Origin of the sequence: Mesorhizobium sp. AR07, from assembly GCF_024746815.1 — a bacterium.
Taxonomy (GTDB): domain Bacteria; phylum Pseudomonadota; class Alphaproteobacteria; order Rhizobiales; family Rhizobiaceae; genus Mesorhizobium.
In genome coordinates, this window is record NZ_CP080527.1 from 86591 (window position 1) to 110240 (window position 23650).

20 protein-coding genes and 2 pseudogenes are annotated in these 23650 nt (G+C 56.7%); 18 read left to right on the plus strand and 4 right to left on the minus strand.

All coding sequences use genetic code 11. The features are described from left to right. Window positions 1–39 precede the first annotated feature (39 nt). The 4 genes from BPNPMPFG_RS34885 (at window position 40) to BPNPMPFG_RS34900 (ending at window position 2649) form a co-directional block, all read left to right on the plus strand. Window positions 40–1002: a hypothetical protein gene (locus BPNPMPFG_RS34885; RefSeq protein WP_258598082.1), complete on the plus strand. Its 963-nt coding sequence runs from the start codon at window positions 40–42 to the stop codon at window positions 1000–1002. A gap of 363 nt (window positions 1003–1365) precedes the next feature. Further along, window positions 1366–1668 (plus strand): hypothetical protein, encoded by a 303-nt coding sequence (locus tag BPNPMPFG_RS34890; protein WP_258598083.1) that lies wholly within the window; start codon window positions 1366–1368, stop codon window positions 1666–1668. A gap of 41 nt (window positions 1669–1709) precedes the next feature. Continuing rightward, window positions 1710–2006, plus strand: coding sequence for a transposase (locus BPNPMPFG_RS34895; RefSeq protein WP_258598070.1), 297 nt, complete (start codon window positions 1710–1712; stop codon window positions 2004–2006). Continuing rightward, window positions 1930–2649, plus strand: a complete 720-nt coding sequence (locus BPNPMPFG_RS34900) for an IS5 family transposase (protein WP_258598069.1) — start codon at window positions 1930–1932, stop codon at window positions 2647–2649. The genes BPNPMPFG_RS34895 and BPNPMPFG_RS34900 overlap by 77 nt, the downstream gene beginning before the upstream one ends. Before the next feature lie 22 nt (window positions 2650–2671). Here BPNPMPFG_RS34900 and BPNPMPFG_RS34905 read toward each other — a convergent pair whose 3' ends face one another. Beyond that, the gene (locus BPNPMPFG_RS34905; RefSeq protein WP_258598084.1) at window positions 2672–3136 is read right to left on the minus strand and encodes a hypothetical protein; all 465 of its coding nucleotides are present in this window, start codon (window positions 3134–3136) and stop codon (window positions 2672–2674) included. On the opposite strand from BPNPMPFG_RS34905, the gene BPNPMPFG_RS34910 reads away from it, so the two are divergent. Both BPNPMPFG_RS34910 and BPNPMPFG_RS34915 read left to right on the plus strand, forming a co-directional pair. Beyond that, window positions 3135–3557 carry a helix-turn-helix domain-containing protein gene (locus BPNPMPFG_RS34910; protein WP_258598085.1) on the plus strand — a complete coding sequence of 141 codons (423 nt, stop codon included), beginning with the start codon at window positions 3135–3137 and terminating at the stop codon, window positions 3555–3557. The genes BPNPMPFG_RS34905 and BPNPMPFG_RS34910 overlap by 2 nt on opposite strands. After that, entirely contained in the window at window positions 3554–4423 is an 870-nt protein-coding gene (locus tag BPNPMPFG_RS34915) for an IS3 family transposase (protein ID WP_258598087.1), read from the plus strand. The genes BPNPMPFG_RS34910 and BPNPMPFG_RS34915 overlap by 4 nt, the downstream gene beginning before the upstream one ends. 588 nt (window positions 4424–5011) lie before the next feature. On the opposite strand, the gene BPNPMPFG_RS34920 is transcribed toward BPNPMPFG_RS34915, so the two are convergent. Next, window positions 5012–6568, minus strand: coding sequence for an ISL3 family transposase (locus BPNPMPFG_RS34920; protein WP_258598088.1), 1557 nt, complete (start codon window positions 6566–6568; stop codon window positions 5012–5014). 729 nt (window positions 6569–7297) lie between these two features. After that, entirely contained in the window at window positions 7298–7648 is a 351-nt protein-coding gene (locus BPNPMPFG_RS34925; protein WP_258598090.1) for a DUF2958 domain-containing protein, read from the minus strand. Window positions 7649–8338: 690 nt separating this feature from the next. On the opposite strand from BPNPMPFG_RS34925, the pseudogene BPNPMPFG_RS34930 reads away from it, so the two are divergent. The 5 genes and pseudogenes from BPNPMPFG_RS34930 to BPNPMPFG_RS34950 form a co-directional block, all read left to right on the plus strand. Then, window positions 8339–8775: pseudogene (locus BPNPMPFG_RS34930) on the plus strand (transposase); the annotation flags it as partial. A gap of 757 nt (window positions 8776–9532) precedes the next feature. Beyond that, window positions 9533–10582, plus strand: a complete 1050-nt coding sequence (locus tag BPNPMPFG_RS34935) for a polysaccharide biosynthesis/export family protein (protein ID WP_258598091.1) — start codon at window positions 9533–9535, stop codon at window positions 10580–10582. 324 nt (window positions 10583–10906) lie between these two features. Continuing rightward, the gene (locus BPNPMPFG_RS34940) at window positions 10907–12721 is read left to right on the plus strand and encodes a capsular polysaccharide export protein, LipB/KpsS family (RefSeq protein ID WP_258598093.1); all 1815 of its coding nucleotides are present in this window, start codon (window positions 10907–10909) and stop codon (window positions 12719–12721) included. 121 nt (window positions 12722–12842) lie between these two features. Then, window positions 12843–14666 carry a glutamine--fructose-6-phosphate transaminase (isomerizing) gene (gene glmS / locus BPNPMPFG_RS34945; protein ID WP_258598095.1) on the plus strand — a complete coding sequence of 608 codons (1824 nt, stop codon included), beginning with the start codon at window positions 12843–12845 and terminating at the stop codon, window positions 14664–14666. 224 nt (window positions 14667–14890) lie between these two features. Next, on the plus strand, window positions 14891–15073 hold the full coding sequence (locus tag BPNPMPFG_RS34950; RefSeq protein WP_258598097.1) for a hypothetical protein: 183 nt from the start codon (window positions 14891–14893) through the stop codon (window positions 15071–15073). Between the two features lie 589 nt (window positions 15074–15662). Here the strand turns inward: BPNPMPFG_RS34950 and BPNPMPFG_RS34955 are convergent. Continuing rightward, window positions 15663–15838, minus strand: a pseudogene (locus tag BPNPMPFG_RS34955) (IS701 family transposase); the annotation flags it as partial. A 458-nt stretch (window positions 15839–16296) separates the two neighbouring features. Between BPNPMPFG_RS34955 and BPNPMPFG_RS34960 the strand changes: the two are divergent. From BPNPMPFG_RS34960 to BPNPMPFG_RS34990, 7 genes are all read left to right on the plus strand, one after another. Next, on the plus strand, window positions 16297–17394 hold the full coding sequence (locus BPNPMPFG_RS34960) for a nucleotidyltransferase family protein (protein WP_258598099.1): 1098 nt from the start codon (window positions 16297–16299) through the stop codon (window positions 17392–17394). After that, window positions 17385–18413 carry an NAD-dependent 4,6-dehydratase LegB gene (locus tag BPNPMPFG_RS34965; RefSeq protein ID WP_258598101.1) on the plus strand — a complete coding sequence of 343 codons (1029 nt, stop codon included), beginning with the start codon at window positions 17385–17387 and terminating at the stop codon, window positions 18411–18413. The genes BPNPMPFG_RS34960 and BPNPMPFG_RS34965 overlap by 10 nt, the downstream gene beginning before the upstream one ends. A 2-nt stretch (window positions 18414–18415) precedes the next feature. Further along, window positions 18416–19615 (plus strand): DegT/DnrJ/EryC1/StrS family aminotransferase, encoded by a 1200-nt coding sequence (locus BPNPMPFG_RS34970; protein WP_258598103.1) that lies wholly within the window; start codon window positions 18416–18418, stop codon window positions 19613–19615. Beyond that, window positions 19612–20388, plus strand: coding sequence for an acylneuraminate cytidylyltransferase family protein (locus BPNPMPFG_RS34975; protein WP_258598104.1), 777 nt, complete (start codon window positions 19612–19614; stop codon window positions 20386–20388). Before BPNPMPFG_RS34970 ends, BPNPMPFG_RS34975 begins: the two co-directional genes overlap by 4 nt. Beyond that, window positions 20385–20999, plus strand: coding sequence for a hypothetical protein (locus BPNPMPFG_RS34980; protein ID WP_258598105.1), 615 nt, complete (start codon window positions 20385–20387; stop codon window positions 20997–20999). The genes BPNPMPFG_RS34975 and BPNPMPFG_RS34980 overlap by 4 nt, the downstream gene beginning before the upstream one ends. Window positions 21000–21238: 239 nt before the next feature. Beyond that, on the plus strand, window positions 21239–22510 hold the full coding sequence (locus BPNPMPFG_RS34985; RefSeq protein ID WP_258598107.1) for a tetratricopeptide repeat protein: 1272 nt from the start codon (window positions 21239–21241) through the stop codon (window positions 22508–22510). 26 nt (window positions 22511–22536) lie between these two features. Further along, complete coding sequence (locus BPNPMPFG_RS34990; RefSeq protein WP_258598108.1) at window positions 22537–23583, plus strand: ABC transporter permease; 1047 nt, start codon at window positions 22537–22539, stop codon at window positions 23581–23583. Window positions 23584–23650: the final 67 nt, after the last annotated feature.

A 23650-nucleotide genomic window follows, 5' to 3' on the forward strand; every position in this document is an offset into this window, starting at 1 on the left:
TAAGGTCTATGGTCGCTTCGGCTTGAGAAGAGGGACCACATGAAAAGGCCGTGCGCTCTAATTGTGTCGACGTTGATTGTTCTAGCTTCCACTTTAGCCGGATCATCTCATGCCACAACACAAGCTGAATTGGCCTGCTTAGGCCATTATCACGATCGAGCAAGCGCCGCAGCGGGTATGCGAAGTGAACAGGCTTACTATGCCTCCCAAAACTGCAGCTATAGCGCGCAGGACTGCCAATACCACTTAGAGCAGCTCCGAGAAATAGAAAGCAAACGCGCTGATTGCCTCGCAAAACTAGATAAAAACCCCAAAACGGCAACCCCCGCCCCGCCCCCAAAAATAAAAGCGCCTCTGAACCAGCCACAAGCGGCAGCAGACAAGCCGAAACCATTTGATCCTGGGTATGATCTTGAGGGCCTGCCCGCGCTAGAAACCAAATTCAACTGCAAAATGGCCATCTACTCCGCCGAGTGCATGGCAATTGCAAAACGCAAGGCGGATCTGTCAGGGGGCATTTCGCCATCTGACACCGTTGACCCGCAAAGTCTGAATTCCATAGCGGAAGTGAACAGAGCAGAATTTAAAAACCATTGCGACGGTGAGAATAAAGGCACGCAACTTTGTCTCGCCTTGCAGGAGCGGCAATTTGAGTTTGCGAGAGGTCTAAAGCCACAAGGTGGAGATAGAACGTCAGTTCAAAGCAAGTGCATGAATTATAACGAGAAACTCCATCAGGAATGTGTAACAGTAGCCCCCCAGACCAGCCATGCACCTGAGTCAGGCGCCACCACCGCGACTATGACCTATGAGTTGGAATTCACGAATACCTGCGACATGACAGCTTCGATTGCAGCCGACGCGGTGGGAGCTACCGAGAATATTACAAGAGGGACCGGAATTGGGCCTTTCTCCTCATCCACACTTGTCTGTCAGACATATCCGGGAGAGCCAAGTAGTTGCAGCGGCTTCGCCAATCCGCGTGTCATGAGCTGCCATTAACGAGGGGCGCATCGCAGGACCGGGCACAGTGGCTACGTTTAGCGCCACCATGGGCGTGCAGGGTGGCCACTTGTGCTTCGGCGAGGCAAGCCGGTGCGACATCGGTTGCCCTTCCGACGCGCCGGTTATCAGCGCCTCGACCATTACCGCCACGTTCGTGGGGGATGGATCCGGCCTCACCGGCGTCGGGGTAGCGAGCGATCACATCGTAAGAGGGAGCACTGCGGCGATTATCGGCCCGAACGGCGTCCTCGCCCGGATTGTTAGGACGGCAACGTCCCGAACGGATCGGGCGAAGATCCGCGGCGGCGCCTGGTTTGAACTATGCCAGTGCCGCCCTCCAAGGCGGCCGCAGGGGGCGGGTTGACCGAACCCGCGAAGCATCATTTCGCCGGAATTGAAACCTACGTCGTCAATGCCCACATCATCCGCGTAGGTGGCGCATCGTTACAGAGGTGCAACATGGTTGGTTCGTTTTTCCCCCGGGCATCGTTCAGAGCGGATTTTGGCTCTGGATCGGGCGGTGGGTCGCTCCCTAGCGACAATCCGGGCGTTTTGACCCGGAAAATCGGCAGCATTGCCCATATCGCGCTCCATGATTTCGAAAGGGAGCGCGCAAAGCTGTTCTTTGAGACCTGTGCGCGGGTGTCTGGACTGGCGTGTTGATCTGTGATTCTCTCAATCAGTACAATGGATTGAGGGATGCGATGACACGTCGGCGCATTGGTCAGGAAAAGTTTGGTTTTGCCGTTGATCGCGGCCAGCATTCGTCTTTGGATGCGCTTGCCAGACTGATTGACTGGGTGCCGATCGATCAGGCCCTTTGTGGGATTTCCTGCTCTTCGAAGGGCGAGCCTGCCTGGCCGCCAGAGGCCTTGTTCAAGGCGATGCTGCTGTCGATCTGGTACGACTTGTCCGACGTCAAGCTTGCCGAGGCGTTGGACGACAGAGGATCGTTCGTTCCGACGGTTCTGCGGGTTTTCGGCTCAAGAGCCGACACCTGAGCGAACGGCTTTCGTGCGTTTTCGAAAGGCCCTTGTGGCCCATGGTCTGGACAAGACGCTGTTCGACGAGATCACCGGCCAGCTCAAGGCCAAAGCGATTCAGGTGAAGACCGGTACGCTTGTCGATGCGACGATCATCGCCTCGGCCAGTGAGGATGACGAAGAGGGCCATTGGGTCAAGCATAAGGGTCGACCAGCGGTTCATGGCTTCAAGGCCCATGTCGGTGCCGACGCCGATACAGCTCTGGTCGAGGAGATCGCCGTCACACCCGCCAACATCAACGACGGCAAGGCCGGTCCCGATGCTCTGCCTGACAATCCCGGCCAGGTGTTTGCCGATAGCGCCTATCGCGGCAATCATTTCGGCGACGCGGTGCGTGCCAAGGGTGGAACGCCACACATCGTCGCCACCGGCATGTGGGGACGGGACGAAGCCGAAACACTGGCACGCCTTGAGGCCTGGAACCAACCGATCCATCGCATTCGTGGCCGGATCGAGAAGATCTTTGGCACGTGGAAACGAAGCTACGGCCTTCGCCGGATGCGATGGCGAGGGCTTGCAAAGGCAGGCGTTCAAATTCGCCTCACTGCCATCGCCTACAATATGAAACGCAGTTTGAAGGTCCTCGGTATGGCTGGATAGCGGGCAAAAACACCACTGACGCTCACACGAGAGCGTCAGAAGATACAGCCGACGACGTCAGCGCTGATACTTTGCACCCTTTACCCCGGAAGCGGAAAAGATCAAACAAAATCAACGCAAAATGCTTCCCGCGCACAGGTCTCTCTTTAAGGTCTACGAAAAGAAGCTGCCGTTCCGATATTACGCCCCTGCCTTCGTCGTCGCTGAGCTTGAAGAAGCGCACCGAAAGCACCCGACCACGGACATGGTGCATAAGAGTCTGGCCTGTTTTCTCGACCAGACCTTCCAGTCCGCCACTGAGGCGCTGCAAGGCGCTGTTTGGCATGGCATCGTCTGCCGCCAACAATCCGATGACAGCAGCAAGGATATCGTGCGTCTGAATGACACCTGCGTATTCCAATGAAACCGGACAGTGATGGAGTGCACCCCAGACTGAGACAAGGAAAATAGCGGACAGTTTCCCCGCAAGGAGAGGAAACTGGGGCATGGCCGGACGGCAAAGAGTTATTGATGATGACCAAAAGCTGGAGCTTCTCCGGCGCATGGAGGCGGGCGAAACCGTCAGCAAGTTGGCAGATGAGGTTGGCGTCAGTCGCCAACGACTTTACGAGTGGCGTGATCATCTCAGGCTTCGTGGCAATTTGAAGTCACGTCGGCGCGGCCGGCCGGCCAGATCGACAGCAGGAGTTGACGGGACCGCACAGCTGCAGAGTGCAGTGGATGTGCCGGCACCTCAGGAAAAGGCACTGACCAAGGCCAGGCGCCGGATCAGGGAACTGGAGCAGAAGGTCGGGCAGCAGCAGCTCGATCTCGATTTTTTTCGCGAAGCCTTGCGGCACTTCGAGGAAGATCAGCGTCGGAGCAGCGCTCCTGGCGAAATGGGATCTTCAAAATCATCGAAAAGATGATGACCGGCCTGTCGCAAGGCGAATTCAACATCGACAGAATGTGCTGGCTCGCTGGTGTCAGCCGCGCGAGCTATTACCGTCACTGGCTGGGTTCAGCCCCTCGTCGAGCCGAGACGGGTTTGCGCGATCTCATTCAGAAGCTGGCTCTCGGCAACACACACTACGGGTACCGCCGGATTGGAGCCCTGCTTCGGCGTGAGGGGTGGCAAGTTAATCACAAATGCGTTCTGCGGATCATGCGTGAAGACAATCTGTTGTGCCTGCGCGCTAGCCCCTTTGTTCCTGTGACGACCAACTCCAGGCATGGTTGGCAAGTCGTGCCGAACCTCGCGAGGGGAATGATCCTCAATGGCGTAAACCAGCTATGGGTTGCCGATATCACCTTCCTGCATCTGGCTGAGGAGTTTGCCTTCCTTGCCGTTGTCCTTGACGCGTTCAGCCGCAAGGTTGTCGGATGGGCGCTGGATACGCATCTTAGAGCAAGCCTTGCCATCGAAGCTCTCGAGATGGCCATCGCTGATCGCCAGCCCGTACCCGGGAGCCTCATTCATCATTCCGACCGCGGGGTTCAATACGCTTGCGGGGCCTACTCCGAACTTCTGCATCTACACGGTATCCAGGCGAGCATGAGTCGTGTCGGCAATCCTTACGACAATGCGAAGGCGGAGAGCTTCATGAAAACCCTGAAACAGGAAGAGGTGCAAGGTCTCGCCTATAAGGATGCAGATGATGCCCGCAAGCACATCGGCGCTTTCATAGAGACCGTTTACAATACGCAGCGCCTGCATTCGGCGCTCGACTACCTCAGTCCGGAGGAATACGAACAGAAGCATTCACGCGGGCGACAGATGGAAAAGGCTGCATAGCTTAACACGGGAAACTGTCCGCTATTTTCCTTGTCTCAGTCTGGGGGTGCACTCCAATCGCGTCCGGTTTTTGATCGGAACGATGTCCGGTTAATCGTCGGAATTTGCAACACCCAGCGCAACCAAGCAAGCAGGATCGAGCAGGGTCTGAAAAAGCTACATTCGGAATTCGCTCTTCGCCTGGCGAAGGAGCCCTAGAGGAAGAAAAAATTCGAGACTCTTGAATTGCCCCGCAACGGCAAAGCGCCAGCGCTACAAGGCGGCATGGGTTGCAAAGGTGAGGTTCCAAGCGGAACCGAGGCAATCCTGGAGGATGCTTCCATGCCTTTACCATCATGCTCGTCGCCTTCGGCAGCGCGAGCCCGATAGGCGACGCTCATGCCGGAGGTTGGGGACACGGACCCAGCTGGCATCAAGTTCGCAAAGACGCGGGAACCATAGCCCGGGGCGCAGGCCACACTGTGGAGAAGGCGGTCCAGGAACTCGGCAAAGTCAAGGTGAATGTGAATCGGCGTGCAAAATTGACCCCATAAGCCGGGGAATCGGCGTCCAATTTTGGGTCTGACGCAATCTCGATGAAGTTTGCGTTCATGCAGCACCGATCAATCTGGCTTGAAGGAGATCGAGCTTTCCGCGTCCGTACATCTGGCGCTTCACGAGCTTGAGTTTCGTAATCTGGCCCTCCGTCTGACCGTTTGACCAGGGTTCGGTGATCGCGGCGCGGACGGCTGCGCGGTCGCGCGTGATGCCGCTGGCGAAGGACGCGATGACACTCGTGCTGGCATCGACGATCCACGGATCAAGATCCGCCTCAATCTTTTTGCGGACCATCGAATGGAACCTGTCGATCAGGCAACGTGCTTCGACCAAGATAGGCACCCTTGTCTCGATGGCAGCGATGGTCACCGTGTCGGACTTGGTCAGATGGTCCCGGGCGGTCGTCATCAGCCGCGCGATCGTCCTGGCCGACGGCACCTTTTGCAGTTGCTGATCAGAAGCGCGTTCGGCCCGCCGTCGGCGGGTTGCCCACTCTCCGACCACGCGAAGGGAACCGCGAAAGCCTTTGGCGTGCAGGCGTCGCCAGAGCTCAGCTCCATTGTGGCAGCCCGAAGCCCATAGCTCATCCAGCAATGGCAATTGCGCATCCAGCGAACTCTGCCGAACCCGGAACACATCTGTCCGCTCACCACGGATCACCTGGCGGACGAGCTTGCGGCTGTGGCCGCTTCGGCGCACGATCTCTTTGATAGAAACGCCTTCGCCTGCGAGCCTCATGATCACGGCGTTGGTCTCTTCGCGCCGCAGATAGCCCTCATATTGCAGCTTCTCGGCGCAAGTGAGCAGGTCTGGATCGACCTTGGTGGCGCCGATCGCAGCACGGATCGAACGCATCGATTTCCGGACGGCATCCAGGAAGGCAGAACTGGCGTTCTCCATGAGATGCCAGCGATCGGCGACCTGGATCGCGTGCGGTAACGCCTTCGCCGCCGCTTCGCCGTAACCGCCGCCCCGGTCACGTGCGATTATTCCGATCTCCTGATGATCCGTAAGCCACGCCTGGACGGTCGCGATCTCGCGGTCCGGCAAAAGTGTCACGATCCGCCGCCGCTCCAGATCGCATACGATGGTGCCGTAGCGATGGTTGCGGCGGAAGGCCCAGTCATCAATGCCGACAATGCTGAGAGGATCGGTTCGCACGCAGCTTCGCCGCCGCACCACCCGCAGCAGCGTATCGTTGCTGACCGGCACCATCAGCCGCTTGGCAATGCTCGCGGCCGGCCTGCCGCCGAGCGCCAATCCTAAGTGGTGAACGACGCATTCCAGACGCGAGGTCCGGCGGGATCTCTCCGCGACAACCCCGTCATCAAACCGTTCGGCAAATATCCGTCGTCGACAGAGCGGTGCACTGCAGACGAAGCGTCTCGCAACGAGCCGAAGTTGGATCTTCCTGCCCGCGCAGGGCAAATCCGCAACCGTCCTGACATATCGGCTATGGATTCGGTTCGACGACTTCCCGCACAGCGGGCAAGCCCGCCTATCGACCTCCGCACGCGCTGAAACCACGATCACGCCCTCGTCCTCGGCGGTACTCTCGACGATCAATCCGGCCGGGATCAGGGACGACAAACGCAAATTGTTCGCCATGGTGCTGATTCCCCTCAGAAAACAGCACCACGCCGCCATGCAAAATCATCGAATTTGAGTCAGACCCAAAATTGGACGCCGATCGGGGGTCAGTTTTGGAAGCCGTTTGACAAAGGTGAACGTTGCTATCGGATCGGCGGGAACGCACGGAGCGGGTATGCGCGGTGACGCCCCCTGCACGATTGACGAGGCCAACCAAACCCAACAGCTACCGGAGTACCCGCGGTTCGAGAATTCGACCCGTTCGAGACAAGAAGTTTTTGACGGGCCCTGTCGAGGCATGGGTTGTGAAGGCCCGATTGAAACCAATCCCGGCAACGATCTCCCCGAGAGATTGCCCGAGCCCGTGGGCGAGCCCGTAGCGGATTGACCAAACGCTTTCTGCGTTTCGCGTCGTCGATCGGCATCCGTCGGCTCTCTCGTCGGCTTCGGCATGATGATTTACAACCAATAGCACATCATTCTTCATGCTTCGGCTGTTCGGGCTGATGATGCTGGAACTGCCGCCGCACGTTGCCGCGAGAATGGGCCATCATGTCCAAAGGCAGGGCGAAACCGACACGGAAATACAGTCATTGCTGGATACGCAGGCGGAATCTCATCTAACGGTCGTCTGCCGACAGCGATTCCGAAAGGGGCAAGGGTCCGAAGGACGGGAACGCCTCCGGAGGAAGGGGTCCACCGTCGGCGGAGCCACGGCGAAAGTGCCGGCATAGCCGCCCCTTCTCCTTATGGTTTCGACGGTATTTCGCCGACGAAACGGACCTCGGGGGCTATCGTTCCGATCGGCCTGGACGGGCGGTAGTCCGGATCGAAGTCGAGCAGCCTGCCCGCCCTGGAGCGGTTGTAGATGAGCCCGGGGATTGATACCCAACCCATCAGCGGTACACTGCCGTCGCCGGGGAAGAACGCACCGAAGGCGAGCATGTCGTTGTGGGGCGATCTTTCGGAGAGCAGCCACTCCGATCCCGTGTCCAGCGAAATAATTCGAACGACCGGGAAATGATCGAGAGAGCGTCCGCGCTCTGCTGAGGCTCGGCCATTTTCGAGCAATTTTTCCATTTGTGCGATCGGAATCATCTTGCCTCTCCAGAGAGCCTGTCGTTCAGCCTGCTTTCCATCCAGAGGCACGCTGTAAGGTGATCGTGATGTAATCCACCCCTTCGCGGTGTCGAAGCGAGGATTTCGCACCAGCCCATGCTCGTTTGACGGGCCGACTCTTTCCGAAAGCCCGCCAACGTCTCGAAGTGAAGCGGCCGATAGGCTCTCCGCAAGGACCGTGCCGCAGATGTGCATGAGGGTCGGACACAGCCACAGGGCGACGACAGACCAGTCCTCAAGATCTGCGCGGGAGACATAAAGCGGATTGGTCTCGATCGCCGGGCCGATGTCATGAGCAGTGCGTAATACTTGATCGTTCTGGACTCAGGTAAGCGAATCGAGTTCCAGATTGACGGAATATCCAACTTTTATTAGTGGAAGCTAATATTGTATCGTGAGCCCCATAGCCATCCTCACGTTTATCCTTCCACCAGTCGCCCTATGCTACCATTCTTGATTGTGCCGGGGTTATGGCAATCCAGATTTGCTAAGTCAAGCTTGTTTCGAACAAGATAATATGAGATTTGTGTGCCGTCTAAATTCTAGTCGCGACGCTACTTTTATCGTTAAAAAGCAGTGGAGAAAGAGGGAAGTATTACCATTGCGTTTCATAGGCGAATTACTTATTTCTTCGATTCCGTGACGGGCGGCTAAAAGGGATTATTGGCGATGGTTCAATCGATTGAAACGACATTCGAGGTATGGGCCTCGTCACTACGCGAGGTGAAGGCCCGGATCAGTGGGCTTTTTCCTCAGGAACGCGTGGCAATCTCGGCCGGACTGTTCCTTGAAGGCCTGCTCTGGGACGAGCATCGCAAGACCGGCTGGATGCGAGCCGAGGCTGCGGGTGACCCCGGGCCGTGGCGTCCTGTGGGGTAGTGCGGCAGGTCTACGGCTCGACTGGCAAGATAGCCACCTGCCAGATCGGGGTGTTTGTGGCCTATGCATCCAGGCACGGGCATGCTTTCGTTGATCGCGCGCTGTATCTTCCGAGGGCTTGGACGGATGACCCTGCCCGCTTGGCGCGGGCCCAGGTGCCTGCCGGCAAGACTTTCGCAACAAAGTCCCGCCTAGCACTGGATATGATCGCACGCACCGTCGCTGCCGTTGACAATAAGCGCTCCGGGGAGCGGGTCCACTCGACCCAGCTTCCGCCATACTTGACCTGCAACCCTTTTTTGTCGTCCTGCAGCACTAGGGTCAGGAAGACAATGGCGGCTGTCGAGATTGCCTCGACACTTGCACATTTCACGGTATATTTGCTCACCAAGTCCTCGCACGCCAGCCCGCATTATAAGAAAATTGCAACTGTAATACTAAGAGCATGGCTTGTAATTCAGCATGTTGAGCCACCCGTTTTCGGGGATGTATTGGCCTCATATTGTTGCAATCCTGTCATGTTTGAGAGAGAGCGAAAAATTTATTGACAAGGGCTCTAGCGATGGTTCAGAGCATGTCCCAGTTAGCATTGGGGAGCCACGGAATGCAGCGAGGTAAGGACACCTTCTCGGGGAGGCTAACGTTAGCCCCTGTCAACTCAAGCGAAACCTCACCCGCCTGATGAGATAACCGCACCGGAGAATGTTTCCGTACGTCCTCCGATGAGCGACCGGTGCGTTTAATTCGTGTTTGTGCGAATGGTTCATGACGTTGACATGGAAGAATGGATACGAATGGATCAATGTTGCTTAAAATTGTAATTCGGCCTTTCGCATGATCGCCCGGCGGACTCTTATTTTTGGACTTTTCTTTGCGACCGGGGGCTGCGCTTCTCTCCCAGCGTCCGGACCAAATGCGTCGACAATAGACCCGAAGGGACGCCGCGCAAACCAAGGCTATCAAGTTGTCGACCTTGACGCTGACGTGGCTTCGATCCTTGAGCGCCTATCGGGTTCCTCCTTGGCAGACGGGTTTGGCAGCCATCCAGGGGCTCCTTCGCAACAACTCGGGATCGGCGACACCCTCTCCGTCACTGTATTCGAGGCAGGCCCAGGTGGCTTGTTCACCGCGCAGACCGACGGACCCTTCGCTACGGGTGGGCACCAGACGGTGATCCCTAACCAGACCATTGACCGAGACGGATTGATAACCATTCCTTATGCTGGAACAGTACGAGCTGCCGGTCGTACGCCGAAGGCGGTTGCCGCCGACATCCAGAAAAAGCTTGGTCCTCGCGCGCTTGAACCGCAAGTTATGGTTTCCGTAGCCAACAATGCAACGGCCACAGCGTCGGTGCTCGGTGAAGTTACGAGTGGAGGCAAGGTCAATCTTGGTATCCGCGGCGAACGAATTCTCGATGTTATCGCTGCGGCAGGCGGGATTAAGGCTCCGGAGCAAGAAGTAATTGTCCGTCTGATGCGTGGCCAGCGCACGGCCTCAGTCGCACTCCACACGATAATTTCGCGACCTAGCGAGAATATCTATGTGCAACCCCAAGACACTATTCTTGTGATCCGGCAACGCGTCACTTTCACGGCGTTAGGCGCTGTAGTCCGCCAAGGCACGCTGCCGATTCCGTCAAATGATTTCACTTTGTCGGAAGCCTTGGGAACTGCAGGGGGGCTAAACGACAGTCGCGCAGACCAGTCGGGCGTCTTTCTTTTTCGCTTCGAACGCCCCGAACTCGTTCGGGCGCTCGGCAATCGCATCGATCCCTCCGTGATCGGTTGGGATATCATGGGCAAAGCGCGAGGAAACGCGGAGTCGCTGGATTATGTTTTCCCATTAGTCTACCGCATTCGCTTGTCTGATCCCGCCTCGCTATTGGTCATGAGCCGAGTACGCATTCTGGATCGAGATATCCTGTACGTAGCCAACGCTCCTTCAGTCGAGATCGACAAGTTCCTCGGCCTTGTCAGCCAAACTTACGGCATCATTCGGGGGCCGATTTCGATCGCTCAGATCGCCGGCTGATATACATTGACGAATACAGCAAACAGCCATGGGTCTCCCCGCCGGCCATCGCTGCCCTGGCGGAGTGGCGCGAACATTCTTGCGGGCTCCAGAGCGCTGTCGCGCGACACGCAAATAAGCTTACTGCTAGACGCCCGCCTCATCCAGAGGGCCGGTGACGCCCGAGGGATTGAAGGTGGCTGTGGCTGGGGTCGAAATCCGCGCAATGAGTCGATAAGCACCCTTTGTGCGACGCGCGGACTTCCCTTCTTATTCCTCGAGGATCCCTATTTTCGCTCTTGGGGGCTTTCGAAACAGTCCTACGCGACGCCTTCGGTGGGCGTTATGATCGATGCTAATCAACCAGCTTATGACTGTAGCGGAGCAGGGTCTGCCGCCGAACGGTTGATGGTCGCACGCATTGCCGACCAAGGAGACCTGCCGAAAACGGATTTGCGGGAATTAATAATAGGGGCACGGCTAAGCAAGTATAATCTTCCCTCCAACTACCTTGGACCGATCCGCCAGCAAGGCCGGATTAAGCTAGGGATCATTGACCAAGTTAAGCATGACCGTTCTCTCTTGCACGGCGGCGGCAGTGATAATGCTGTGATTGCCATGGCCAAGCACGCGATTAACCGGTCGCTCAGTGAGGGTGCCGAGCTCGTACTCAGAACCCACCCAGACGTTGCCGCTGGAAGGGGCCATTCAGCGCTCGCCTCCATCTTGCCGCGTATGTGCGCGGCATACGGAATACATATCACAACGTCAGATTGCTCCTCCGCGCCCATCTTCTTCGATGAGATTGATGAGGTTTTTACGCTCACCAGCAGTGCGGGCTTCGAGGCCCTGGTACGGGGCATTCCCGTCACATGCTTCGGTGCGCCATTCTATGCGGGTTTCGGCCTAACAACCGATCTCGCAGGTTCCGCGGACGCTATCGTGGCTCTGGGGCGACGGGCTTGCCATCCGCCGCATTCCAAGGATGAAATCTTAAGACGGACGGACATAATCGTCTCCGTTGTGCTCGAGGAAATGACCTTGTGGTGGGACCCCGTGAAGCGCGAGCGCTGCGATGCGCTACAAGGCCTGCATCGACTTGCCTCGTGGGCTGCGGCAGAACGTTTCGACGACAAGCCCATTACCATCTACGGAACGGGCAGATGGAAACGGGCAGCCGTCCGAGCGATGGCAGCCCATCCTGGGGCTTCTGTGTCGTTCTCTATGCGACTTCGCCCTCGGGCACTCAATAGCTGCCGGAATAACCTGATCTGGGGTGCCTTCGGAAAGGACTTAGGTGGCGAGCAAGGTTACATAAGCGTCGAAGACGGCTTCATTCGGTCGGTGGGTCTTGGAGCCGCCCTCGTGAGTCCCGCGTCGCTCGTCTTTGATCCCATCGGGCTTTACTATGACGCAACGCGGCCCAGCCGTATCGAGACCATCATAGAATCAGGCGATGGACTGACGGACACACTCGTGGACCGCGCTGCAAAGCTCCGAGCGCGCATTGTGGGGTCAGCAATCGAGAAATACAATGTCGACGATGGCACCCGACCCGTCATGAACGAGTGTGTGCATCTTGTCATTGGTCAAGTCGTCGATGACCAATCTGTGTTGATGGGCGGTGCGCTCGCGCGACCCGGCGATCAGCTTGTGAAATTGGTCCGAACTTTTTATCCAAAAGCTAAGATCGCATACCGCGCCCACCCTGACGTCGCGGCGGGTCTAAGGAACGGCGATCGTACGAGCTTACATGCCGATATTCAATCCGCGGGCGGTTCGCTCTCTAGTTGGCTGACAACGACCCAACGGATACACGTAGCGACTTCGCTCGCTGGGTTTGAAGCCTTGATGCGTGAGGTGCCAGTTTCGACCTATGGAATGCCCTTCTATGCTGGTTGGGGCCTGACTCAAGATTGCCTTTCCTGTCCGAGAAGAACGCGGCGCCCGACGCTTGACGAAATGGTGGCAGCAGCGCTGATCCTGTATCCTCGCTACCTTAGTATTAAAAGCGGGCTGCGTTGCGAGGTCGAAGACGTCCTAGATGAGATCGAAGCGATCCGTGCGGGTGTGCTAGCACCGCCACGACTTAACCAGCTTACAGCTCCATTACTGAAGATCATGGCAGGGCTTGCCAAACGATCCGGTCTTCGCTTTTGAAAGTATTAAAGCGATATTTGTTGAGGTCGAAGCTAACTTAAGTATCGAATATACTGATTCTATTTTATCTCGTCGGCGGATCTTTTCGCTGGTTTTCCATGGGGAATTGGGGACTGAGAGCATGTGCGGTATCGTTGGAATTGTCGGTCAGTCGCAGGTCGCGCCACTTATCGTGAGTGCACTGAAGCGGCTCGAATATCGCGGCTATGACTCGGCCGGTGTCGCCACCATCGAGCATGGTCAGCTTGCCCGCCGCCGCGCCGAGGGCAAGCTGAGCAACCTCGAGCGCCGGCTCAAGGATGAACCGCTCGACGGCACGATCGGCATTGGCCACACACGCTGGGCAACGCATGGCGTGCCCAACGAGACCAATGCGCATCCGCATTTTTCCGACGGCGTCGCCATCGTCCACAACGGCATCATCGAGAACTTCGCCGAACTGCGCGAGGAGCTGATCCGCGACGGCTATTCTTTCTCGTCGCAGACCGACACCGAGGTGGTGGCGCATCTGGTGGCGCGCGAACTGGCCGGGGGGCTGAAGCCGGTAGAGGCCGCGCACCAGGCACTGAAGCGGCTGGAAGGCGCCTTTGCGCTGGCCATCATGTTCAAGGGCGACGAAGACCTGATCATTGGCGCCCGTAACGGCCCGCCACTGGCCGTAGGCCATGGCGACGGCGAGATGTTCCTGGGCTCCGACGCCATCGCGCTTGCACCCTTCACCAACTCGATCACCTATCTGGAAGACGGCGACTGGGTGGTGGTGCGCCGCGGCGGCGTTAGTATCTTCGATATTGACGGCAAAAAGGTCGTCCGCAAGCGCCAGCAGTCGCTGTCGACCAGCTTCATGGTCGACAAGGGCAACCGCCGGCATTTCATGGAAAAGGAAATCCATGAACAGCCCGAGGTGATCTCGCACACGCTGGCGCATTATGTGGATTTCGTCTCCGGCGTCTCGAAGCCGCTCGACCTGCCATTCGACTTCGCCAAGATCGGCCGGCTGGCAATCTCGGCCTGCGGCACCGCCTATCTGGCCGGCCTGATCGGCAAATACTGGTTTGAGCGCTATGCGCGGCTGCCGGTCGATATCGATGTCGCCTCGGAGTTCCGCTATCGCGAAATGCCGCTGTCGGCAAACGATGCCGCTTTCTTCATCTCGCAATCGGGCGAGACCGCCGACACGCTGGCCTCGCTACGCTACTGCCGCAAGGCGGGCATGAAGATCGGCGCCATCGTCAATGTGCGCGAATCGACCATGGCGCGCGAATCCGATGTGGTGCTACCGACGCTGGCCGGCCCGGAGATCGGCGTTGCCTCGACCAAGGCATTTACCTGCCAGCTCTCAGTGCTGGCGTCTCTCGCCGTGCGCGCCGGCGTGGCTCGCGGCACGATCTCGAAGGAGCAGGAAAAGACCCTGGTTCGCGCGCTTTCGGAAGCGCCGCGCTATGCCAATCAGGTGCTCAAGCTCGAAGAGCAGATCGAGCGGATCGCGCGCGAACTCTCGCGTTACAAGGACGTGCTCTATCTCGGCCGCGACACCAATTTCCCGCTGGCCATGGAAGGCGCGCTGAAGCTCAAGGAAATCTCCTACATCCATGCGGAAGGCTATGCCGCCGGCGAGCTGAAGCACGGGCCGATCGCGCTGATCGACGAGAACATGCCGGTAATCGTCATCGCTCCGCATGACCGCATTTTCGAGAAGACCGTGTCCAACATGCAGGAAGTGGCGGCGCGCGGCGGCAAGATCATCCTGATCACCGACAGCAAGGGTGCGGCACTTACAAGCGTCAAGACGATGGAGACGATCGTGTTGCCGGACGTGCCGGAAATCATCTCGCCGATCATCTATGCGCTGCCGATCCAGATGCTCGCCTATTTCACTGCCGACTTCATGGGCACCGATGTCGACCAGCCGCGCAATCTGGCGAAATCGGTGACGGTGGAATAGCTGCGGCAACACGCCGTCTTTAAAAACTACCGGGCTGCGGTTCACTAATGTTGCGCTGCAACCCGCGTCTCCAGTCGGGCTAGCGGATCGCCAAAGGTCGGAAAGGTGTGTCGGCGCAACAAAGGCGCCGTTCTGCCGTTCCAGCCATGGGCAAGCACTATACCAATTCGACCAAGGGCAGGTTTTCCGCCTCGCTGGCCAGTCCGATGTGGTCGGGGTGAACAATGCTGGGGGCCGTTAAAGCGTTCCATACGGCCGAAGACCACGCCATGCTCGCCCTGGGCATCGCCTTTTTCAAGGTAAGAGGCACGGGCATGGGCAGCGCGTGGGAGAAAGTCAGCGCGCGATCTCCTGGCGGATCCATATCGAACAAACCAACGGCCAACTTCTGCGCTGACGAGTCGTGATTTTGTGGGGCCAAGACCGCGTAGTAAGCCTGCCCTTTCGCATTCTGGCACGTGCCGTCGCATACCCAAGCTTGCCGCGATCCGTATCCTTTGCGAACTGGACAGATCGGGGCAAGCGCAATGCTCCGCCCGACACACGCGGTCATCAGCATGCCGTCGCTTCGATAGCTACTTGTTGCCAGAAACGTCCGCCGCTGCGATCGCGTCTTGCCGGCGACCGCCGATGAGTGGCTCGATCGATCAGGATAATCGGACCCCACTGAAACCGATTACGGCATTTTGTCGCATGACCATCTCCTCATTTCTCCCGATCCAGACGAATCCGGCTGCCTTCCGGCCTCCATTCAGAAGACCGCTAGGAGCCCTTTTTCACGGGCAATTTCATGATTGAAACATGAGGTTACTGTTGCTGTTTGGTCGGCAGGGTGCTCGGCAAGCGCGCGCGGGGGGCATTTGCCGTCTCCAGGACTCTTAATGTCACAGGATTATCGAGCAAGGCCTTCTTACGGCGGAGAACAAACTGCGCCTCGACCATAACGAAACCCGTCCTTTGCATGGGGGCAGCGTCTGCATCCCATTTGACCCTTCAGAGAATGGCCTGTTGGCGCGACGGCCCGGGGGCAGCCGCAGCCTCGGCGCGCGTCCAACCGGTCCTGCGATGCTCGTCCCGGAACAGGCCTTCAGGGAATTAGTCCGGCCGAAATCGCCACATGTTCCTGAAGGCAAGCCCCTGATCCGGGACTTCACCTCGCGTAGTGACGAGGCTCATATCTCCAATGTCATTTCAATCGGTTCAATCATCGCCAATAACCCTCTTTAGTCTTCCGTGGCGGAATGGGAAAAGGGCAAGAAATCATGAAACGCAACTGTAATACTTCTTCCACTCTCAGTTGTTTTTCCTACCGATAAAAGTAACATCGCGCCGACAATTAGACGGCATACAAAGTGCACATTCTATTATTCATGACAAGCTTGACTCAGAAAATATGAATTGCCATAAGGCCGGCACAATCGCAAACACAAACACGCGTCTGAAGATAAGCCTGAGAATGGATTTGGAGATAACGCTGTAATATTAGATATGCGTAATAAGCTCTGAATCATCACGAAAATCTGACGGCATGTATTCTTACATGAATCCGAATAAATGAAGTATTGTCTGTGATTAACCTTAACCCGCATGGGAGCTGGTCGATTGACCAGCAAATGTTATGGGGGAGCTTATGCTTGGTGTTGTACGGGCTGATCAGAAGGCTTCGAGCGTAACTGCGTTTTTCGCCGAGACGACTTTCGAGAACATGTTCGTCGTCGACGAAGAGCAATGTCTGCAGGCCGAAATCCACCATCATGAGTGGCGCCGTCTGCTCGCGCTAGGCATTGACGACCAAACCTGCATCGAGCTTTTGCTATCTTCTTATGACGAGATAGAGCGCAAGTGCCGAACGCCTGCGCGCGTGGCGCTTAAAAGCCGCTTCCCACGCATTGAGGCGAAATATGACGAGCCTGGGCATCGTATTGTACACACAGAGATTCGCATGCCGAGCCCCACGAGGCTCGACGCGCACGGACTAATAATGGCAGGCGGCTTCGGACGCAGGCTCGGCGATTTGACAAAGACCACACCTAAGCCAATGCTGGATGTTGGCGGCAAGCCCATCGCCGAGCATTTGCTCGACAATTTGGTAGACAATGGCATCAGCGATATTTTCGTGTCACTCTTCTTCGAAGGGGATGTGGTAACGAACCATTTTGGCGATGGATCTTCGTTTGGTGCTCGCGTTCGCTATCTCAAGGAAACCACGCCATTTGGTACGGCGGGCTGCCTTTCGCTGCTACCTCGCGAGATCAAACACCCCCTCCTCGTTGTCAACGGCGATGTCATAACCACTGCGCAGTTCGGCCGCCTTGTCGAGTTCCACAACGCGGCAGGTTATGACATCACCGTTAGCGTCCGTCCCTTTCCTATCCAGATGCAATTTGGCGTCATCGATCAGGTCGACGGGCTTATCTCCCGCATTCGCGAGAAGCCAAAAATCATCCACCAGATCAACGTCGCGATCTATGTCTTGTCACCGTCGGTCTTGGAGCATGTCCCCGCGGGTAAAGTCGATATGCCGTCTCTGATCGAAACTCTAATTCCACTCGGGTTTCGAGTCGGCGCGTTTCCGTTGATCGAGGACTGGATTGACGTCGGAACGCTGCCAGATCTCGAGCGCGCTCGAATTAAAGTCGAGGCCGGCCACCACCGTCACGAGCTATCCATTGAGAGCGCCAAGGTCATGGTACTCAAGGAGACTAAGGCTGCTGTACTATGCGGATAGACGACATTTTAACAATTTCAGGCAAAAGAGTTCTGGTGACTGGCGCGGACGGATTCATCGGTTCGCATCTCACCGAGGAGCTTGTTCGCCAAGGCGCAAATGTCCGGGCCCTCACAATCTACAATTCACTTGGTACGAAAGGATGGCTCGACCATGCTGCTCGTGACATCCGCGAGGCGATTGATTACCGTCCGGGCGACATCCGCGACCCATTCTTTGTGAACACGATCACGAAGGACATCGACGTGGTCTTCCACCTCGCCGCGTTGATCGCTATACCCTATTCATATGTAGCTCCACAAGCTTACTTGGAGACTAATGTTGGTGGGACTGCCAACGTTGTTGAAGCGGCGCGGTCTAATTCTGTTGAACGTTGTATAGTCACATCGACTAGTGAGGTTTACGGCACCGCACGTGCCGTCCCAATAACGGAGGACCATCCGCTGCAGGCGCAAAGTCCGTATTCAGCCTCTAAAATTGGGGCAGATATGATAGCGCTATCCTACCACAAGAGCTTCGACACTCCAGTTTCGGTGGTTCGCCCGTTTAACACATACGGCCCTAGACAATCGGCTCGAGCCGTCTTGCCGACGATTATCACGCAAATTGCTGCTGGGATCACATCGATCAAGCTCGGGGATACCCGGCCGACGAGGGACTTCAATTATGTAAAGGATACAGTTTCTGGCTTCATAGCACTCGCCAAATCGGCGAAATCGATTGGGCATGTGACCAATCTCGCATCAAATTATGAGATCTCGGTCGGTGAAGCGGTGAAACTGATCGCCCACAAGATGGGTGTAGAGATTACGATCGAGATTGACGCGGCCCGCCTGCGTCCAGAAGCAAGCGAGGTCGAGCGCCTCTGGGGCGACAATGGTCTTGCGCTTACCAGGGCAGGTTGGAGGCCGATCTACGGTGGTCTTGACGGCTTTGAGCGCGGTTTGGAAGAAACGATCGCCTGGTTCCGCGATCCCACTAATCTCGCTCTTTACAACCCTGGCCGCTACGAAGTCTAACGATGCAAACCGTCTCCACTATCCCGCTCGCCGTACCTAATATTGGTCCCGAGGACATCGCATCTGTCCATACCGCAATGACCGATGGTTGGGTGTCTTCCGTTGGCCCCGATGTTCCTGCATTCGAGCAAGCTGTTGCCGCTGCTAGCGGCACCTCCTCTGCTGTAGCGGTTGCCTCTGGAACTGCCGCTCTCATGATCGCGTTGAGGGCCTTACGGATCGGCCGCGGCGATCTGGTGCTATGTCCGACATACACTTTCGTTGCTACCGCCAACGCGATCCACTCAGCGGGGGCTGACCCGATCTTCGTGGACATCGACCCGGCAACTTGGGCAATTGACATTAATCACGCGGAACAGATGGTCAGCCGACTGGTTGCGGTTGGCCTGCCCAAACCGAGGGCAATCATAGTTGTGTACCCAATGGGAAACCCGATCGACATGACTGATGTCAAGGTGTTCGCTGAACGCCATGGGATCCGGATTGTTGCCGATGCGGCCGCGGCAATCGGTTCGACCTTTGATGGGCGCCCAATCGGAGGGCACGCCGACGCAACGACGTTTTCCTTTAATGGCAACAAGACCATGACCACGGGCGGCGGCGGGGCCATCGTGGGTGACGACGGTTTCATCGCAGCAGCAAGGAGCTTGGCGTCGACTGGGCGGTTGGGAGTCAATTATGATCATGATAGGCCCGCTTTCAACGAGCGGATGACCAATATCGAAGCGGCTCTCGGGCGTTCGCAGATCGCACGCCTAGATAGTTTCATCGCAGCCAAGGCGAGAATACGGGCGCGGCACGATCTTTTTGCGCACAAGCACGATCTGGACGTATTTCCACGACACCGCTTGGCGGAGCGCGGCGATTGGTTTTCCGGTGTAGTCTTACGGCCTGAAACAGATATTCGCGATGTCGTTTCCGTGCTCAACTCCCGTGGCATTGGCGTTCGACTCTTTTGGAAACCGATGCACCTCCAAGAGGCCTATGCTCCGCTTCTCAGCTCGTTGAAGCAGGCAGGTCTCTCCACCGATGATCTTTACCCCGTGGCGGACGCCCTATGGCGAAGGGTTCTACCTCTCCCGTGTTCGACCAATATAACCGATCGACAGATCGATGAAGTGCATGCCGTTTTGGCCTACGCTCTAGCCAAAACCGAAGGTGCCAATGATATTCTGTTGACGCGACTGGCGGCAATCGCTTGACCGGACGCATCGGCATCATACTTGCGCGGGCCGGCTCTGTCCGTCTTCCAGGCAAGAATACTCGCGAGTTCGCGGGCAAGCCAATGATAACTTGGACCTACGAACGCGCGCTCGCTCTAATCAACCTGGGCCATCTCGATCATGTCGTGGTCTCAACCGATGATCCCGAAGTCATCTACCTCGCGCCCGAAGGTATTGAGGCGATCGAGCGCCCTATGCATCTGGCCACGTCATCCGCCACATCGTTCGATGCCGCGGTTCATGCACTTTTGGATGCCGAAATGCGGTTTGGACGAATGGACATTGTCAGTCTTCTACAACCCACTTCGCCGCTTGCATCCGTTGCATCAGTCGCGAGTGTGATCAGATCGGTGTCTTGTGGCTTTGCCGGCTCCGCCATTACAGCTTGCGCCATTGGTGAACGTGACCCTTCAACTGGATGGATGCCCACACTGAAATCAAACGGCATGCGGCGTATCACCGAGATCGCGACAGGCCTAACCATCCCGACCAAAAATCCTGAAGGTCAATTCAATATCGTGAGTATGAAGAGGGCTGACGATTTCGATAATCCGACGCATGTGATCACAGGAGCGGCTTACTCGGTGGAACGGAATGCCTTCGTCGAACGCGGGGCTTTTATACTGTCCCGTTGCGCCGGCACACTTGTCCCCGCATCTGAGGCTATTGACATTGACACGATAGAGGATTGGGACGCAGCTGAGAAAATTGCCTTAGGCGGGGCGATCGATAACGTGGCTCCAACTGAATGAAAGATGCAGAGCCAAAACAAAGGGATGCCCTGGTATCGGAGATCCTGACGAAGGTCACGACGTCCATGCGCAAGGGCGACCTCGGAATGGCTGCCAGGTTGCTAGGCTCCCTGGATCGAGACCGTGTGCCGACGGCAACTGAAGTTACTCTGGTTAGCCGATTGTCGCGAATGATCGCGGCGGCCCTTCGTGGGCCGCTAGACGAACAGCGTCTCGTCGAACTCATTGCGATTGCCATCCAACTGTCGCCAACCAACGAAGTGGCAGTCGACCTCTCAAGGGCGCTTGCTCAAGGATTGCGCACGCAGGTTGCGTCAACCATCGCTCAGGGGGGGTCTATCCCTAGCACATTCGACCTTCTCGTAACGACGTTACCGCTCCTCTCAAGCAAAAGAGTCGACGGCGAGTTGTTCGACGCCGTTCTGTTCGTGGCTCAGCATATCCCCGACACATCAGAACTAACGCAATTGCTTTGCGAGATGGCGGGGCAATGGCGAAAGGTCGGATTTGACAGCCTCTCATCGGAACGTATCGAGTGCCTCACTCAGATAGCATCAAGACATCTAACTTCGCTGTATCCCGGAACCACACAGGAAGAAAACCCTCCATAGGCGGCCAACGCGGTCGTCAAAATCTAGACTAGTCTCACATGCAATGCAGAACTGCCCTAAAATCCCAGACAGAAGGCTATTCCATGTCAAATAAAGTAGGTAAGGACCAGCCACAGAGGCAGAAACAGCCGCGGAGCCGTCGGACACCGGCTCGCCTCGATACACCCAAGCTCGCTGTATCCGACGCGTCAGTCGGTGTTGGCCGACGCGAAGCGAGCTCAGGACGTGGGGATTTTCGCATGATTTCGGCGCAGACCATAACCCGTATAGGCGATCATGAATCCGCGATAAAAATTTATATGGATATCCTTTCTGAGCGACCCAAGGACAAGCCCGCCCTTGCGGCACTTGCCCGTATTGGCATTTCGCGCAAAAACATTGATATCCTTGGCACGGTGGCCAAGCAAGCTGGCCTTCTCGATCAAGCTACATTGGCATCGTTGGTCGGTCTTCTTCTAAGAGCTGACGCTGTATTCGTGTTGCGTGATATGATCCTACGAGAAGGAATTCTTGCTGCTGATTTTGTTGCCCCAACCGTCCGCCGTTGCCACTCTATGTTGCGCAATACCGCTGGTGGGAATGATGAAAGTCGTGCTCACAGGGCTCTTCTTTGCCATTGTATTCTCGACATCGCTCCCGACGATGCGTCCGCCCGGAGCGGTCTCGCCCGTCTGTTCGAGAAAGAGCTCGTTGCCGCCCGTAAACTTTCGGGAAGCGAACTGAGGAAGGCCGCGGCGAAGGTACTCGATGAAGACCCACGAAATGCCGAGGCCTTGCGATTGCACGCGGCGGCATGCCTTGACATGGGCGACCTTGCTTCGGCCTATGTTTCGCTGGCGCGGCTTCCCAATGCCGATCTGACACAACCTAGGATTTCGGCGCAATTCGTCGTTGCCTCGTCTGCGTCGCGCTCACTAGAGGAGCAAGTGGACGATCTGCGTCGGCTCGATGGTAGTAAAACAGATAAAAATGCGGTGCTCGTACATCGCGCGAGCAGAATAGGTCTCAAAGCAGCGTCCACTGCTGGGGATTACGCGGCTGTTATCGCCTTCGCGGATCTTGTGCTAGCGCAAAATGAAGGCGACGTTGTTGCGGTTAAGCTGCGTTCCGCTGCCATTACACAGCTTAATCGAAGCCTCCAGAAGGCCATAAGAGCCGGGGTAGTTTCCCAGGTTGAGGCCTTGTGGGACAGTATCGCCAATGTCGCTGACGTTGAGGTGAGTGGCGCCGCCATGCGGTTTTTTCTCCGCACGAAGGACTACGGGCGGGCAGAGGCTATCGCTGAGAATCTGTTGCTGATCGAGCGTGAAAACTCGATAGCTAATGGGGTCAAGGCAAAACTACACCATGAGCGCGGGGAATATGGTCAGGCGCTTCACCGGGCAATGACCGTTCTCAAGAACAACCCACAAGATTTAGCCATGATGCGTATCATACAATATGCTGGTGCAAGGCTCACTCCTGCGCAGCGCCCGAAGAGCATATCGGCGAATAATGTCAGGAACCGATGAGTCGGGAACCACAGGAGCCTGCCGTCATGGATGTATCGGCGCTCTCCATGGCTGGAGAGGCCGAAGCATCTGCGCGGATCGAGATATATAACAGATATGTGGAGCAGGCGACTGGACCTGTCGAGCGTCTCCGGCGTGAGATCGAGGTCCTTGCTTTTGAATCGGGACGCAGAAAGAAAATTGCCGAGTCACAGGCTCGCAAGGTCCGTACTAGTGTCGGCAGTCCACGCGCGGATGCAATCCTGATACAATCGATCAGTGGAATTGTCGGGGCAGTGGATGTGCCGCGTCCGCCCCGCCGCGCGCCTGCATTGGCAGTTTGGTCTGCGTTATGGGGGTTAAGATTCCATACAGATATGAATAGTGACCGGCTCGGTATGTTCTGGTGGCTTGTTGAGCCCCTTCTGCACGTAATCCTGATCACGTTTGCTACACTTCTCTTGCACGGTGGAGAAGTGTTCGACATGCCGGCCTTTCCATTCGCAGTTATTGGGGTCATTGTCTGGCTTACCTTCCGTACGACCTTCTTAGCAGCACTAGCCGGGCCAGGCGCGTTGGTACATTTAATTGATCACCCCGACGTTTCGCGATTCGATGTGATCGTGGGAACTTCGGTCAAAGGTGTGATAGTCAATAGCTGCATTGGGATTGTCATGCTTGGTGGGTGCGTGGCGGCCCGGGTGACCCGCTTGCCGGAAAATCCGCTGATGTTTGCGGGAGCACTTGCGTCGACTGCCGCCCTTGGGCTTGGTAGCGGTCTAATTGCATACCACGGTTCTCTTTATTATCCAGGGCTTAGAAAAATTTACGTAATGATTCTACGAATCATAGCGACATTCTCGGGTTTGTTCTTTGTGAGCGAACAGGTCCCCGGGGAGTATGCGGCGTATGTCTTATGGAACCCCATCCTGCACCTATCGCAATTTGCGCGGAGTGGCTGGTTTTATACGTATGATAGCACGGACGCATCGTTTGTTTACGTCTTCTCTTTCCTTTGCGCTACGCTGGCTATCGGATTTGGCTGTGCCGTGATGGACCGCCGTGCCCGCGCACGACACGGGGAATACGCATGAGGTCAGCAGGGCGTATAAGCTTAAGGGATGTCCACCTTGTTGAGCGGGTTTCGCCGGTAGGGCGATC

Bases quoted from the DNA above. Each gene is read 5' to 3' on its own strand.
- BPNPMPFG_RS34985 (WP_258598107.1), top strand. From the start codon at position 21,239: ATGATTTCGGCGCAGACCATAACCCGTATAGGCGATCATGAATCCGCG.
- BPNPMPFG_RS34990 (WP_258598108.1), top strand. From the start codon at position 22,537: ATGGATGTATCGGCGCTCTCCATGGCTGGAGAGGCCGAAGCATCTGCG.
- BPNPMPFG_RS34885 (WP_258598082.1), top strand. From the start codon at position 40: ATGAAAAGGCCGTGCGCTCTAATTGTGTCGACGTTGATTGTTCTAGCT.
- glmS (WP_258598095.1), top strand. From the start codon at position 12,843: ATGTGCGGTATCGTTGGAATTGTCGGTCAGTCGCAGGTCGCGCCACTT.
- BPNPMPFG_RS34980 (WP_258598105.1), top strand. From the start codon at position 20,385: ATGAAAGATGCAGAGCCAAAACAAAGGGATGCCCTGGTATCGGAGATC.
- BPNPMPFG_RS34965 (WP_258598101.1), top strand. From the start codon at position 17,385: ATGCGGATAGACGACATTTTAACAATTTCAGGCAAAAGAGTTCTGGTG.
- BPNPMPFG_RS34895 (WP_258598070.1), top strand. From the start codon at position 1,710: ATGACACGTCGGCGCATTGGTCAGGAAAAGTTTGGTTTTGCCGTTGAT.
- BPNPMPFG_RS34960 (WP_258598099.1), top strand. From the start codon at position 16,297: ATGCTTGGTGTTGTACGGGCTGATCAGAAGGCTTCGAGCGTAACTGCG.
- BPNPMPFG_RS34940 (WP_258598093.1), top strand. From the start codon at position 10,907: ATGATCGATGCTAATCAACCAGCTTATGACTGTAGCGGAGCAGGGTCT.
- BPNPMPFG_RS34925 (WP_258598090.1), bottom strand. From the start codon at position 7,648: ATGATTCCGATCGCACAAATGGAAAAATTGCTCGAAAATGGCCGAGCC.
- BPNPMPFG_RS34950 (WP_258598097.1), top strand. From the start codon at position 14,891: ATGCTGGGGGCCGTTAAAGCGTTCCATACGGCCGAAGACCACGCCATG.
- BPNPMPFG_RS34915 (WP_258598087.1), top strand. From the start codon at position 3,554: ATGATGACCGGCCTGTCGCAAGGCGAATTCAACATCGACAGAATGTGC.
- BPNPMPFG_RS34970 (WP_258598103.1), top strand. From the start codon at position 18,416: ATGCAAACCGTCTCCACTATCCCGCTCGCCGTACCTAATATTGGTCCC.
- BPNPMPFG_RS34905 (WP_258598084.1), bottom strand. From the start codon at position 3,136: ATGCCCCAGTTTCCTCTCCTTGCGGGGAAACTGTCCGCTATTTTCCTT.
- BPNPMPFG_RS34910 (WP_258598085.1), top strand. From the start codon at position 3,135: ATGGCCGGACGGCAAAGAGTTATTGATGATGACCAAAAGCTGGAGCTT.
- BPNPMPFG_RS34920 (WP_258598088.1), bottom strand. From the start codon at position 6,568: ATGGCGAACAATTTGCGTTTGTCGTCCCTGATCCCGGCCGGATTGATC.